This window comes from Kitasatospora sp. MBT66 (assembly GCF_000710405.2).
GTDB classification, from domain to species: Bacteria; Actinomycetota; Actinomycetes; order Streptomycetales; family Streptomycetaceae; genus Kitasatospora; species Kitasatospora purpeofusca.
Genome location: NZ_JAIY01000015.1, coordinates 112,597 through 126,425, shown reverse-complemented (window position 1 = coordinate 126,425; position 13,829 = coordinate 112,597). Strand labels below are relative to the sequence as shown.

Annotated in this window: 8 protein-coding genes; all 8 read right to left on the bottom strand. The window is 77.2% G+C overall.

The features are described from left to right. The coding region (locus BI06_RS35705) for a condensation domain-containing protein (RefSeq protein WP_233290421.1) at positions 1 to 1,473 on the bottom strand (1,473 nt) is incomplete at its 3' end. Then, the gene (locus tag BI06_RS35700) at positions 1,470 to 3,401 is read right to left on the bottom strand and encodes a non-ribosomal peptide synthetase (protein WP_063795090.1); all 1,932 of its coding nucleotides are present in this window, start codon (positions 3,399 to 3,401) and stop codon (positions 1,470 to 1,472) included. The genes BI06_RS35705 and BI06_RS35700, both read right to left, overlap by 4 nt. Before the next feature lie 77 nt (positions 3,402 to 3,478). Next, the gene (locus BI06_RS35695; RefSeq protein WP_043475296.1) at positions 3,479 to 5,380 is read right to left on the bottom strand and encodes a non-ribosomal peptide synthetase; all 1,902 of its coding nucleotides are present in this window, start codon (positions 5,378 to 5,380) and stop codon (positions 3,479 to 3,481) included. 39 nt (positions 5,381 to 5,419) lie between these two features. Beyond that, positions 5,420 to 6,667 carry an acyl-CoA dehydrogenase family protein gene (locus BI06_RS35690; protein ID WP_233290420.1) on the bottom strand — a complete coding sequence of 416 codons (1,248 nt, stop codon included), beginning with the start codon at positions 6,665 to 6,667 and terminating at the stop codon, positions 5,420 to 5,422. Next, positions 6,664 to 9,846, bottom strand: a complete 3,183-nt coding sequence (locus tag BI06_RS35685) for a non-ribosomal peptide synthetase (RefSeq protein WP_043475293.1) — start codon at positions 9,844 to 9,846, stop codon at positions 6,664 to 6,666. The genes BI06_RS35690 and BI06_RS35685 overlap by 4 nt, the downstream gene beginning before the upstream one ends. 258 nt (positions 9,847 to 10,104) lie before the next feature. Further along, positions 10,105 to 11,475: a hypothetical protein gene (locus BI06_RS35680; RefSeq protein WP_043475291.1), complete on the bottom strand. Its 1,371-nt coding sequence runs from the start codon at positions 11,473 to 11,475 to the stop codon at positions 10,105 to 10,107. A 71-nt stretch (positions 11,476 to 11,546) separates the two neighbouring features. Next, positions 11,547 to 12,914, bottom strand: a complete 1,368-nt coding sequence (locus BI06_RS35675) for an MFS transporter (RefSeq protein WP_051742637.1) — start codon at positions 12,912 to 12,914, stop codon at positions 11,547 to 11,549. 382 nt (positions 12,915 to 13,296) lie between these two features. Further along, on the bottom strand, positions 13,297 to 13,829 hold a 533-nt coding region (locus tag BI06_RS35670; protein ID WP_043475288.1), incomplete at its 5' end, for a hypothetical protein.

Sequence of the window (13,829 nt, the reverse complement as noted above, 5' to 3'; positions counted from 1 at the left end):
GGCGGCGACGGCGGGGTGGTCGCCGGCCTGCTGCTCACCGACCGGCCGCTCCCCTACCGGCTCGTCGAGGAGGCGCTCGCCGGGGAGGCGGGACAGCGGGCGGTCGGCGTCGGCGGCCACGGCCGTCAGCAGTTCGGCGAAGACGGTGTGCAGCCGGCCCGCGGTGGCCCCGTCCAGGACGGCCGGGTCGTGCTGGAGCAGGCAGCGCGGCCTCGGGCCGTCCTCGACCAGCAGCGTCAGGCCGAACTTGGCGAGCCCGAGGTCGACCTCCACCGCCTCGGCGGCGAGGCCCGGCAGCGCCAGCGGCTCGGCCGGGTGGACCAGATCGCAGCTCACGGCGAGCAGCGGGGTGCCGTCGGCGCCCCGGGCGGCGGCGCCGAGGCGTTCGACGACCAGGTCGAAGGGCACCTCGTGGTGCTCCTGGGCGTCCAGCAGGGCAGTGCGAACGACGGCCAGCAGCTCGGTGAACAGCGGGTCGCCGTCGGGCTCGGGCAGTCGGGCGCGGACCGGCAGGGTGTTGACCTGGAGGCCGATCAGCCGCCGCAGTTCGGGCCGGGCGCGGTGGCCTCCGGCGCAGCCGAGCACCAGGTCGGAGCCGCCGGTGGCGGCGCGCAGGGCCGCGAAGGCGGCGGTCAGGACGACGGTGAACGCGGTCGCCCCGTGCCGGGCGCCGAGCCGGCGCAGTCCTTCCATGGTGTCGGCGGTGAGCGGGGCGCTGTGCAGGACGGCGCGGCGCTCGGGGGTGCCGGGCGGGACGGGGCGCAGCAGCGGCAGCGGGCCGGCGCCGGTGAGCCGGGCGGCCCGGGCGGCGGCCGCGTCGGCGAGCCGGTCGTCGCGGGCGCGTTCCCAGCGGGCGTAGTCGGCGTACTGGAGCTCGGGTTCGGGCAGGCCGGCCGGGCGGCCCTCGGCGGCGGCCGCGTACAGGGCGCCGAGTTCCTCCGCGAGGACGGGCAGCGAGCCGCCGTCGATCGCGATGTGATGGACCGTCATCAGCAGGGTGTGGTCCTCCGGGGCGTGCCGCAGGAGCAGCGCGCGCAGGGCGGGCCCGGCGGCGAGGTCGAACGGGCGGGCCGCCTCGGCGTGCAGCAGGGCGGCGGCCTCCTCGGGGGTGGCGTCCCGGACCGGGAGCGGGACCGGGGCGGGCGGTGCGGGCTCCTGGTGCGGCCGGTCGTCCTGGTGGCCGTAGCGGGTGCGCAGGATGTGGTGGCGGTCGGTGAGGCCGGTCAGGGCGGCGGCGAGGGCGTCCCGGTCCAGCGGGCCGCGCAGCCGGGTGGCGAGCGGGACGTGGTAGCGGGGGCCGCCCTGGCCGAGGCGGTCCATCAGCCACATCCGCTGCTGGGCGTGGGAGAGCGGAGCCGGGCCGGGGCCGGTGGCGCGCGGGACCGGGCCGGCGGCCGGGGTGCCGGGCGCGGGCGTCCTGCTGCGACCGCGGGCCCGGCGGAGCAGTTCGGCCTGGTCGATCGGGGCGGTCATCGGGTGGACTCCTGGGGGTGGGCGCCGGCGGTCACGAGGTCGGCCGCCCCGGTCGCATTGATGGACCCGGCGGAATCGGCGGAATCGGCCGCGAGCAGGGCGCGTTCGATCAGGGCGGCCTGGCCGGCCACCGTGGGCCGGTTCAGGAAGTCGCCGAGCGGCAGCTCGACGCCCAGGTCCTCGCGGAGGTCGTCGACCACCCACATGGCGAGCAGCGAATGGCCGCCGAGGGCGAAGAACTCCGCGTCGGGGGTGGTCACTTCGGTCTCCAGGGCGCGCGACCAGGCGGCCGCGACGACCTGCTCGATCGGGCCGAGGGCGGCGGACTCGGAGGCGGGCTGGACGGCGGACCCGGCGGACCCGGCGGGCTCGACCGGCTCCTCCTCGGCGGCCAGCGCCCGGCGGTCGACCTTGCCGCTGCCGGTGAGCGGCAGGGCGTCCAGCACCGTCCAGGCGGTCGGCACCAGATGGGCCGGGAGGCGCTCGGCGAGCTGCCGGCGCAGCGACTCGGGCGCCGGGCGGACGCCCTCGGCGGCGACCACGAAGGCGGTGAGCGCGGCGTCCTCGCGCCCCGCGCGGCGCACCACCACGGCCGCCTCGGCGACCTCGGGCAGGCCGCGCAGCGCGTGCTCGACCTCGCCGGGCTCGATCCGGTAGCCGCGCACCTTCACCTGGTCGTCCAGCCGGCCGTGGAAGTCGAGGGTGCCGTCCGGCCGCCGGGAGACCAGGTCTCCGGTGCCGTACGCCCTTCCCAGGCCGGGGAGTTCGACGAAACGTTCGACCGTCAGCTCGGGCCGGTCGAGATAGCCGAGCGCCAGCCGTCCGGTCAGCCAGAGTTCGCCGCGGGTGCCGTCCGGGACGGGTCGGCGGTCCTGGTCGAGGACGGCGGCGCCGGTGCCGCCGAACGGGCGGCCGATCGGCACCGGGCCCGCGCAGTCGGCGGGCCGGACGCGGTGCAGGGTGGCGAAGGTGGTGGCCTCGGTCGGGCCGTAGCCGTTGACCAGTTCGAGCCACGGGTAGGTCCGCAGCACGGCGCCGGCGTGCTCGGCCGCGAGCGCCTCGCCGCCGACGACGACGTGCCGCAGCACACCGAAGATCCGTGAGCCGCGCGCGGCGAGCTGGTGGAACAGGGCGGTGGCGAGCACGGCGTGGGTGACGCCGAACCGCTCGACGTCGCGGGCGAGTTCCTCGGCGCTGGGGCGTTCGACGGTCGGCACGGCGAGCGCGGCGCCGTTGGCCAGCGGGCCCCAGAGTTCCAGGGTGGAGAGGTCGAAGCCGGCAGAGGTGCGGACCAGCATCCGGTCGCCGGGCCGCAGCAGGACCCCGTCGGCGGCGGTGACCAGGCCGGTGACGGCGTGGTGCGGCACCAGCACGCCCTTGGGGCGCCCGGTGGAACCGGAGGTGAAGTACACGATGGCGGCGGCGGCCGGGTCCGGGTCGACCGGAGCGGGCCCGTGCTCGTCGTCGCCGGTCCCGGTGGGACCGGTCTCGGTGAGCACCAGCGAGCGGTCCTCGGCCAGGTCGAGTTCGGCCAGCAGCGCCTTGTCGCCGAGGGTGAGCCGGGCGGCGGCGTCGTCGAGCATCGCGGTGAGGCGCGCGGCCGGGTACGCCGGGTCGAGCGGCAGCACATGGCCGCCGGCCCACCAGACGGCGAGGTGGGCGACGGCGATCCGGCTGCCGCGGGCGCAGAGCACGCCGACGGCGCTGCCGGGGGCGACCCCGCGGGCGGTCAGCTCGGCGGCCAACCGCCGGGCGTTGTCGACGAGTTCGCGGTAGGTCAGGGTGGTGGTGCCGTCGGTGACGGCGAGCGCCTCGGGGCGCTCGGCGGCCTGCCGGGCGACCAGCGCCGGGACGGTGGCGGCGCCTGCGGTCGGAACGTCGGCGGCCGGAGCGGCGGCGGGACCGGCGGTGGAGCGGGAGGGAGTCATAGGAGGTCAGCCTTCCGGGCGCCCCGGCGGTGGGCCGGGGCGCCGTGCGACGGTGGGCGGGAGGGAGGGGCGGCCGGTCAGCCCGCGGCGGCGCCCGGACGGCGCTCGTCGACCAGCCGGGCCACCGCGCGCAGATCGGGCTGGCGCAGCAGCGCCGGGGCCCGCAGCCGGACCTCGAACTCCTCCTCCAGGGCGGCCAGCAGCCGCGCGGCGGTGACCGAAGTCCCGCCCGCGTCCAGGAAGTTGTCCGAGGGGGCGAGGTCGGTCCGGCCGAGCAGGCCGGCGCAGATCCGGAGCAGCGTCCGCTCGGTCGGCGTGGCGGCCCCGTCGGCCCCGGACCCGGCGGAGCGCTCGGCGTCCTGCTGGGCCTCGGCCTCCTCGGCCTTGAGCAGCGCGGCCCGGTCGATCTTGCCGTTGGCGTCCAGCGGGAAGCCGTCGACCAGCCGCAGCAGGCTCGGCACCGCCTGCTCGGGCAGCCAGGGCCGCACCGCCGCCAGCAGTTCGGCGCCGTCCACCGGGGCGCCCTCGGTCGCGGGCTGGGCGAAGGCCAGCAGTTGGGCGCCGCCCACCGGGGCCGGGCGGGCGACCACGGCGGCGCGCCGCACCCGGGGGTCGCGCTCCAGGGCGGCCTCGACCTCGGCCGGTTCGATCCGGACACCGCTGACCTTGACCTGGTCGTCCAGTCGGCCGAGGAACTCCAGCACCCCGTCCGCGCGCATCAGCACCCGGTCGCCGGTGCGGTAGACCCGGTCGGTGCCGTCGAGGTCGTCGGGAGCGGAGACGAAGCGCTCGGCGGTCAGCGCCGCGTCGAGGTAGCCGATGGCCAGGCCCTGGCCGCCGATCCGCAGTTCGCCGGCCTCGCCGCGCGGCAGCGGTCGGCCGTTCTCGTCGGTGACCAGGACGATCGCGCCGGGGACGGGTCGGCCGATCGGCGGCGCACCGGCGCCGTGCTCGGCGCCCGGCGCCATGCTGTGCACGGTGGTGGTGACGGTCGCCTCGGCCGGGCCGTAGGCGTTGTGGACGGTCGCCGTGACGTCCGGGCCGGGGGTGCGGCGCAGCCGGTCGCCGCCGACGGTGAGGTGGCGCAGCGGCAGGTCGGCGGGCCAGGGCCGGTCGAGCACGGGCTCGGCGAGCGGGGTGGGCAGCACGCCGACGGTGATGCCGGCGGTGCGCCACCAGTCGGTGAGCGCGGCCGGGTCCCAGCGGACCGCCTCGGGGGCGACGCAGAGCGCCGCGCCGGAGGTGAGAGCGGCCCACAGCTCCATCAGGTGCGGGTCGAAGGAGACGCCGATGAGCAGGCTGTGCCGGTCGCCGGGGCCGAGGCCGGTCAGTTCGCGGTACCAGGTGAGCAGGGCACCGAGCGCGGTCTGCCCGACGGCGACGGCCTTCGGCAGGCCGGTGGAGCCGGAGGTGAGCACGGTGTACTGGGTGCCCCTGGGGGCGCGGACGGCCTCCGCGCCGTCCGCTCCCGCACCGTCCGCGCCCGCACCGTCGGCGGACTCGGCGAAGGCGGCCACGATCCCGGTCGCGCCCGGGGCGGTGAGCGGGTGGTGCCGGCCGTCCCGGTGGGCGGGCGGCAGCAGCGCCGGGTCCCCGATCAGGCAGGCGGGGCGCAGCTGTTCGGCGACGGCCCGGAGCCGGCGCTCGCCGGGGCGCGGGCCGAGCGGCAGGTGGACGGCGCCGATCCGGGCGACGGCCAGGGTGGCGGCGACCAGGGCCGCGGAGTGGTCGAGGCAGAGGCCGACCAGGTCGCCGGGGCGGACCCGCCCGGCGAGCTGCCCGGCGATCGCGTCGGCGAGGCGGTCGAGTTCGGCGTAGCTCAGGGTGAGCCCGCCGTCGATCAGCGCGGGCGCGTCCGGGGTGCGGCGGGCCCAGCTGGTGAAGAGGTCGAGCACGGCGCCGTCGCGGTGCGGGCGGCCGTAGGCGACGGAGAGGCCGGGCAGCAGCCCGGGCAGGGGCCGGTCCTGGATGGTGGTCATGACGGGGTCCTCCGGACGTCGATGGATGGTCGGTACGGGTCAGCCCAGGCCCATGGCCCGGGCCACGATCACCTTCTGGACCTCGGAGGTCCCTTCGATGATGGTGGTCATCCGGACGTAGCGGTAGAGGTACTCCAGCGGGTGGCCCCGCACCCAGCCCGTGGCGCCGTGCACCTGGAGCGCGCGGTCGACGGCCCGGACGGCGGTCTCGGAGGAGGTCAGCTTGGCGAGCGCGGCGTTCTCGGGCGCCTCGGTGCCCTCGTCGACCAGCCGGGCGCAGGCGAGGGTGAGCAGCTTGGCGGCCTCGACCTCGGCGCGGGTGCGGACCAGGTGGTCCTGGATGTGCTGGTAGTCGCCGATCGGCTGCCCGAAGGCCTGCCGCTCGCGGGCGTACTCGACGCCGAGCCGCAGCGCGTACTCGGCGATGCCGTCGCACATCGCGGCGACGACCAGCCGGCCCCGGGAGAGGCTGTCCATGGCGAGCCCGGTGGCGGCGCCGATGCCGTCCTCGCCGCCGATCACCGCGGCCGCCGGGGCGTGCAGCCGGTCCAGCACCAGCTCGAACAGCGGCTCCCCGGACATGCCCTCGTAGCGCTGGCCGATGCGCAGCCCGGGGTGGTCCATCGGGAGGACGAAGGCGGTGGCGCCGGCGGTCGGACCGGCGCCGTCGCCGAGGTCGGTGGCGGCGACCACGAGCGCGAGGTCGGCGCGGTCGGCGTTGCTGACGAAGGTCTTGCGGCCGTTCAGCAGCCAGCCGTCGCCGTCGCGGACGGCGGTGGTGGTGAGCCGGAACGCGTCGGAGCCGGCCTGGGGTTCGGTGAGCGCGAGGCAGCGGGTGCGCTCGCCGCGCACCAGCGGGACCAGGTGGCGCTCGATCTGCTCGGGGGTGCCGTGCCGCAGCAGCGGGCTGGGCCCGTCGGAGCCGGCCAGCGCGTAGGGGGCGAGCGGGCAGCCGCTGCGCCCGGCGGCGTGGTGGAGCAGCACGACGGCGGTGAACGGCATGTCGGAGCCGCCGAGTTCCTCCGGGTAGTCGCCGGCGTAGAAGCCGAGGGCGGCGGAGCGCTTGCGGACGTAGGTCCGCAGGTCGGCCGGCGGCTGTTCGGCGGACTCCGCCAACTCGGCGGCGAGCGGTTCGAGTTCGCGGCGGACGAAGCTCTCGAAGGCGGCCACGAGTTCGCGGTGCTCGGCCTCCAGGACGGCGGAGGGCGCGGACAGGCCGGTGCCGGTGGCGGGACGGACGGCCGCGGCGGGACGGGCGGCGACGGGGCCGGGGGCGGTGAGGGTCACTGCTGGGCTCCGGTGAGGGCGCGGGCCTGGTCGGCCAGGACGGGGTGCTGGAAGAGGGTGCGCAGCGGGGGCCGGTTGCCGAGGCGCGGCTCCAGCCAGGCGGCGAGCCGGGCGGCGAGCAGCGAGTGGCCGCCGACCTCGAAGAAGTGCGAGTCCGGGGCGAACCGGTCGTGGCCGAGCACCTCCCGCCAGGCCTCGGCGATCAGCAGCTGGGCGGGGTCGGTGAAGGCCGACGGGGCCGCCTCGGGCGGGGCGCCCACGGGTGCCTCGGCGGCCAGCCGGGCGAGGGCCGTCCGGTCCGGCTTGCCGCCGGGCAGCAGCGGCATGGCGTCGAGCGCGGTCCAGCTCGCCGGGACGAGACCGGCGGGCAGCCGGCGGGCCAGGGCCGCGTGCAGGGCGGCCTGGTCGGGCTGCGGGCCGCCGTCGAGGAAGCCGAGCAGGCGCGGTCCGGCGCTGTCGTCCCGGTGCAGCAGGACGGCGCAGGAGCGGCCGCCGAGTTCGGCGGAGGCGGCGGCCTCGATCTCCTCCAGCTCGATCCGGAAGCCGCGCAGCTTGACCTGGTTGTCCTGGCGGCCGAGGAAGCGCAGCTGTCCGTCGAGGTCGCGGAAGCCGCGGTCGCCGGTGCGGTAGACGCGCTCGCCGCCGAGGGCCGGGACGGCCGGGAAACGGGCGCCGGTGATCTCCGGCAGGCCGAGGTAGCCGTCGGCCAGGGCCGCTCCCCCGACGGCGAGTTCGCCGACGGCGCCGGGCGGCAGCGGCTGGCCGCCGGTGTCCAGGACGTGCATCCGGACGCCGGGGAGTTCGGTGCCGAGCGGGATCTCGGCGGTGTCGTCGGTCCCTTCGGCAGCCTCGGCTGCCGGGTCCTCGGCGGCGGCCGGGGCCAGGTCGGCCTCGGTGATCTCGTGCACGGTGGAGGTGACGGTGGCCTCGGTGACGCCGTAGGCGTTGAGGACGGTGACGGCGGTGCCCCCGGTCAGCCCGCGCAGGGCCCGGGCCGGCAGCCGCTCGCCGCCGAGCACGAGCAGGCGCGGCGCCCAGCGGCCGTCCGCCAGTGCCTCGCGCAGGTCCTCGCGGACGGCGAGCGCGTAGCTGGTCGGCAGGTTGGCGACGGTGACGCCGCGGGCGGCCAGCACGGCGACCAGCTCGGGCCCGGTCGGGACCTCGCGCTGCGGCAGCACCAGGGCGGCTCCGGCCACCAGCGAGGGCAGCACCTCCTCCAGGGCCACGTCGAAGGACGGCCGGGCGAACAGCAGCACCCGGTCGGCCGGGCCCAGGCCGTAACGGGCGGTCACGGCGGTCAGGTACCGGGCCAGCGCGGTGCGGCCGACCAGGACCGGCTTGGGCACACCGGTGGAGCCGGAGGTGTGGATCACATAGGCGGCGCCTTCGAGCACGGCGGCCGGGCGGGCCTCGGGGAAGGCCGGGCCGTCCAGCAGGGCCGGGACGGTGTCGGCGGGCAGGGCGAGGGCGCTCTGCCGGGTGGCCAGCACCAGGGCCGGGGCCAGCCGCTCCAGCAGCAGGGCCAGCCTGGCCTGCGGGTCCTCGGCGGAGAGCGGGGCGTGGACCGCGCCGAGGCGCAGGCAGGCGAGCAGGGCGACGACGCTGTCGACGCCGCGCGGCAGCACGGTGGCGACCGGCTGCCCGGGGGTCACCCCCGCGGCGCGCAGGCGCTCGACCAGTTCGCCGACCCGGCGGTCGAGGTCGCCGTAGCTCAGCCGCTCGGAACCGGCGAGCAGGGCGAGCGCGGTGGGGTCGTGGACGGCGGCCGGGTCGAGGCCCGCCGGCTCGGGCAGCGCCTCGGCGGCGGCTTCCCCGTCCGTCGTGGCGCCGGTCGTGGCGGGCGCCACCGCGAGGTCGGCGAGCAGGGCGTCCGGGCCGTCGAGGTAGCCGCGCAGCAGGTCGAGCAGCCGCTCGGACAGCAGGGTGGCGATCCTCTCGCCGAACAGGTCGGCGTCGTAGTCCCAGACCAGGGTCATCCCGGCCGCGCCGTGCTTCTCGCCGACCACCCGGCGGTCGTCGGGCAGCAGGACGAGGTCGAGGTCGAAGCGGGTGGTGCCGGTGTTGAAGCCCTCGTAGAGCGAGACCTCCAGGCCGGGGGCCTGCACATCGGGCAGCGGCGCGTCGTGCGCGCTGAACATCACGCTGAACAGCGGGTTGTCCGCACCGCTGGTGTGCCGCCCGAGCGCACGGGTCAACTCCTGCACCGGCACGTCCTGGTGGGGCAGCGCGCGGAACAGCGTGTCGGTCACCTCGTCGACCGCCTCGGTGCCGGGCGCGGCCGGGTCCAGCCGCAGGCGCAGCGGCACGGTGTTGACGAACATCCCGACGGTGCCCTCGAAACCGGGCGGCCGGTTGCCGACGGCGGTGCCGACCATCAGCTCCCGGTGGCCGCTGTGCCGGCGCAGCAGTTCGGCGAAGAGGGTGAGCAGGGTGGAGAACGGGGTGTGGCCGTCGGCCTTGGCCCGCTCGCGCAGCCGCTCGGCGAGGTCGGCGCCGATCGACTGGCGCAGTTGGCCGCCGCGGTGGCGGCGGCGGGCCCCGGGACGGGCCAGGCCCGGCAGCGCGAGGTCGAGCGGGGCGTCCGCCAACTCCTGCTTCCAGAAGGCGAGTCCGCTCTCGCGGCCGGCGTCCCGGACGGCTTCGGCGGCGTGCACGTGCTCCTCGTAGGAGGGCGCGGCGGGCAGGGCGACGGCACCGGCCTCGCCGAGGACGTGGGCGCGGTAGACGGTGAAGAGGTCGCGCAGCAGGATCGCGAACGAGTGGCCGTCGTGGATGAGATGGTGCTCGACGTGGATCAGCCGGTGGTGGTCGTCGCCGATCCGGACCAGGTGCCAGCGCAGCAGCGGGGCGTCGGTGGTGTCCAGCGGCTCCTCGGCCTCGGCGGCCAGCAGGGTCCGGAACGCGGCCTCGGGGTCCGCCCCGGTGCTCAGGTCGCTGGTGCGCAGCCGCGGCTCGGTCCGGGCGCCGACCCGCTGGAGCGGCAACCCTTCGGCGCGGGTGACCAGTTCGAGCCGCAGGCCGGGGTGGTGGGCGAGCACGGCGGTGAGGCCGGCCCGGAGCGCGTCGGTGTCGAGCGGCCCCCAGAGATCGAGGGCGGCGGTGAAGTTGTAGGCGCGACTGCCGGGCTGCATCTGCTCGTGCAGCCAGACGATCTCCTGCGAGGAGGAGAGTGCGAACATGGGCAACTCCCAGGTTGTGTCGGGTTGTTGATTCGGTTCGACAGCTCGGGGCGGCCACTGTGGGGCCTGCCCCGGGCCGGGACCCGCCGGGGGTGGTGGCGGGCCCGGCGAGGTGGGTCGGGGTTGATCTCGGTGAGTCGGGAGGTCGGGGCGGGTTCGGGGTGAGTCAGGAGGTAGGGGTGGTCGTGCCGGACCGGCCGACCGGCGGGTGCGGCAGTCGGCGGGTGCGGCGGTCCGGGGCCGGAACGGCCCGGCGGGTCAGGCCCCGGCGCCGAGGTGGTGGCGCAGGGTCGCGAGCAGCGCCGCGAAGGCCGCCTCCGCAGCAGCGTCCGAGTAGCGCTCGCGGTCCCAGGCCAGCCGGACCAGGAGGTCCTCGCCGTGCGAGGCGGAGACCGCGATCGGCGCGGCGAGCGGACGGCCCGCGAGGTGGACCTCGCGCCCGGCGGTCCCGCCGAGCACCAGGGGCGGCCGGCGGTGCAGGTCCTCGAAGGTGAGCAGTCCGTCGAGCGCGCCGGACCAGCTCGCCCCGGCGGACCGGGCGGCGCGCACCACCTCGTCGTACGGGGTGTCCGCGTGGTCGAGGTCGTCCCACCAGTCGGCGCCGAGCGCGTCGAGCGGGCGGGGCGGGCCGGGCGGCGCGGGGTGGACCAGGGTGTTCAGGAAGCAGCCGAGCACGGGCGCGGTGTCGGCGGGGCGGCCGCCCCACGGGTAGCCGAGCGCGAGCACCCGGTCGCCGTCGTCGAGCCGGTGGGCGGCGGCGGCCACGGCGTCCAGCAGGGCCGGGAAGACTCCGCTCCGAGCGGCGCCGGTGACGGCGGGCAGCCGGTCCACGGCCATACCGGTCGACCGGGCCGCCCCGGCCGGGGCGGTCCCCTCCGGGGCGTCGGCGAGGGCGCCGAGCCGGGCGGCCCAGTGGCGCTGGGCGGCCTCGCTCGCGGCCCGCGCCTCGGCGTCCAACTGGCCCTCCACCGCAGCCCGGTAGGTCTCGACGGCCTCGGCCTGCCCCGCGCCGGGGGCGTCCTCGCCGCCGTCGGGGTCGGCGTAGGCGGCGCCGAGCCCCTCGGTGACCAGGCCGAGCGACTGCTCGTCGCAGGCGGCGTGGTCCAGGGCCACGGCGAGCAGTTCCTCCTCGTCCTGCGGTCCGGCCGCCAGCAGCAGCCGCAGCACCGGTCCGTCGGTCGGCCAGTCCAGCAGCGCCCGCAGCAGTGCCGCCCGGGCCGGGCCGTCCGGCAGCCCGGCAGCGGCGACGCCGGCTCCGTCGACCGCAACCCCGCCGGCGGCCGGGTCGGACGGCTCCACCGGCACCCGGGCCACCTCGACCGAGGGCTCGCCGAGCCGCAGCACCGGCGTACCCCGCAGCACCGTGAACTCGCCGCGCAGCGCCGGGTGTTGCCGGGCCAGCCGCAGTGCGGCGCGGCGCAGCCGGGCCAGGTCGACGGTGCCCCAGGGGAAGGCGAAGAACAGCGGGACGATGTCCGTCCGGGCCAGCCGGTCGCGGTGGCGGGTGATCAGGAAGCGGCGCTGGGCCCCGGTGAGCGGGAGCAGCGGTGCCGGGTCGGGGCCGGTCCCGGCGGCGGAGGCGAGGGACCGGTAGCGGGTCAGGTAGGCGGCCGTGATGCTGGAGTGCACGGGAGGGTCTCCGCTTTCGGTTCGGGACGTCGGTGGGTCGGCGTGGTTCCGGGCCCGGTCGGGCGGCGCGTTCAGCGGGCCCTTCCGGCGTCGGCTGCGTCGCGCCCGGCGGCACCGTCGGCGGCCGGGTCCCCGTCCGCTGCGGGCGGCAGGTCCGCAGCGGGGGCCGGGTCCGCGCTCCCGTCCTCCGGCGGCGCGGACGGCAGGTCCCGCATCCCGCGCAGCGGCGAGAACAGCAGCGGCACCGGCACCACCAGGAAGCCCGCCGCGCAGAGCCAGAGCGCGGCGCGCGGACCGGCCTGCTCGGCGACGGCGCCGCCGAGCAGGGCGCCGAGCGGCAGGGTGCCCCAGACCAGGAACCGCATGGTGGCGTTCATCCGGCCGAGCAGCCGGGGCGGGCAGAGGCTCTGCCGGAAGCTCACCTGGGCGACGTTGTAGACCACCGCGCCGAACAGCACCGCCACCCCGCCGATCGCGAACAGCACCGCCCCCGCGCCCCCGTCGGCCAGCGGCCAGAGCAGCGCGAACGGGCCGGTGAGCAGCGGGGCGAGCCAGATCAGCCGGGCCTGCCCGATCCGCGCGGCGAGCCGGCCCGCGCACAGCGCACCGGCGAGCCCGCCGACCGCCGAGGCCGAGAGCAGCACCCCGATCGCGGCCGGCGAGAGGTCCAGCACCCGCACCCAGAAGACGGTCTGCACGGCCATCAGCACCGCGCTGAACAGGTTGGACGCCGCGGTGGTGGCGGCGATCACCCGCAGCAGCGGGTGGCCCAGCACGAACCGCAGGCCCTCGGCGACCTCGGCGCGCAGCGAACGCCCGGGCTCGGGCGCGGGCAGCCGCTCCTCGGCCCGGATCCGGGCGAGCAGGGCCGCCGAGACGAGGAAGCCGAACGCGTCGGCGACGATCGCCAGCGGGGCGCCGAGCAGTTGGACCAGTCCGCCGCCCAGGCCGGGTCCGGCGATCTGGGCCGAGGAGCGGACCGTCTCGATCGCCCCGTTGCCCGCCACCAGGCGGTCGCGGGGCAGCAGCACCGGGAGGAAGGACTGGTGGGCGACGTCGAAGAAGACCGTCGCCACCCCGGTGACCAGGGCCACCAGGTAGAGCTGGAGCAGGCTGAGCACGTCCAGCGCGGCGGCCACCGGGATCGAGCCGACGGCGAGGCAGCGCAGCACGTCGGCGCGGACCAGGACGGGCAGCTTGCGCATCCGGTCCAGCCAGGCGCCGGCGGGCAGGCCGACCAGGAGGAAGGCGGCGGTCTCGGCGGCGGTCAGCAGGCCGACCTGGAAGGGCGTGGCATCGAGTTCCACCACTGCCACCAGGGGCAGTGCGACCAGGGTGACCTGACTGCCCGCCTGCGCCGCGACGGCCCCCGAGAGCAGGAGGCGGAAGTCGCGGCGGGCCGACGGACCGGTACTGGGCAGGTGAGGCGTTTCGTTCATCAGTACGACCCTCGGTTACCGATTCGCTACAGGGCAACCGGCTGGCCGGATTCCGGCCCCCGCCCGAATCGGCCGGATACCACCGCTCGCTGAGCCTTCCCTCACCTGCTCCTTATCCGGTCGCGAGGGGCCGGAACGGCCACCCGCAGGCACGACCAGCGGCGTCGCGCCGACCGGTCTTCCCGTTCGGGATGTCCACTCGGGCGTCCGCTATTCGGACCATGGATTTCAGCCAGCGGACGCCCGCCCTCAACTTGGCCGGAACCCGGGGAGTGCTGACTTTCCGTCACCTGGCGGTGGTGCGGCCGTGATATCGGCACACGCACGCGGCCCCCGGACCGGGGTCGGTCCGGGGGCCGCGGGGCCTGCTGAAAGGGACGGGCTAGCCGAGGGCGGCGTCCGGGGTGCGGCCCGCCTGGGCCTGCTCGATCCGGGCGACCAGCATCGCGGCCAGCCTCCGGGTGCCCGCCGGGTCCACCGGACCGCCCTCGGTGGTGACGGTGGCGACCACCGTGCCGGCGCGCAGCACGATCGCCACACCGTCCCGGCCCGCGAGCTGGCCCTGGTACGCGCGGCTCTCCGTCCCCAGCAGGCCGATGTCGGCCGGGCCGTACTTGGTGGCGTCGGCGTAGGCGCCGTACGCCTCCTTGTACCGGTCCTGGGCCTGCGCCCGGCCGGGCAGGGTGTCGACGCCGAAGCGCACCACCACCTCGCCGAAGGCGAACCTCGCGGTGCCGCTCAGCGGCTTGCCCTTGCAGGGCGCGGCGGCCGTGCAGGTGGTGGCGTGGTCGGCGGTGTCGACCCGTCGCTTCTCCTCCTCCCAGCCGGTCATCGCCTTCTGGTCGGGCAGCAGCAGGGCGACCAGGGCGGAGTCGAGCAGCGCGGTGTCCGAGTCCGGCCCGGTGGCCGGCTGTC

What these genes read in the sequence shown, in the direction of transcription:
- BI06_RS35700 (WP_063795090.1), bottom strand. Translation starts at nt 3,401, where the DNA reads ATGACTCCCTCCCGCTCCACCGCCGGTCCCGCCGCCGCTCCGGCCGCC.
- BI06_RS35695 (WP_043475296.1), bottom strand. Translation starts at nt 5,380, where the DNA reads ATGACCACCATCCAGGACCGGCCCCTGCCCGGGCTGCTGCCCGGCCTC.
- BI06_RS35685 (WP_043475293.1), bottom strand. Translation starts at nt 9,846, where the DNA reads ATGTTCGCACTCTCCTCCTCGCAGGAGATCGTCTGGCTGCACGAGCAG.
- BI06_RS35675 (WP_051742637.1), bottom strand. Translation starts at nt 12,914, where the DNA reads ATGAACGAAACGCCTCACCTGCCCAGTACCGGTCCGTCGGCCCGCCGC.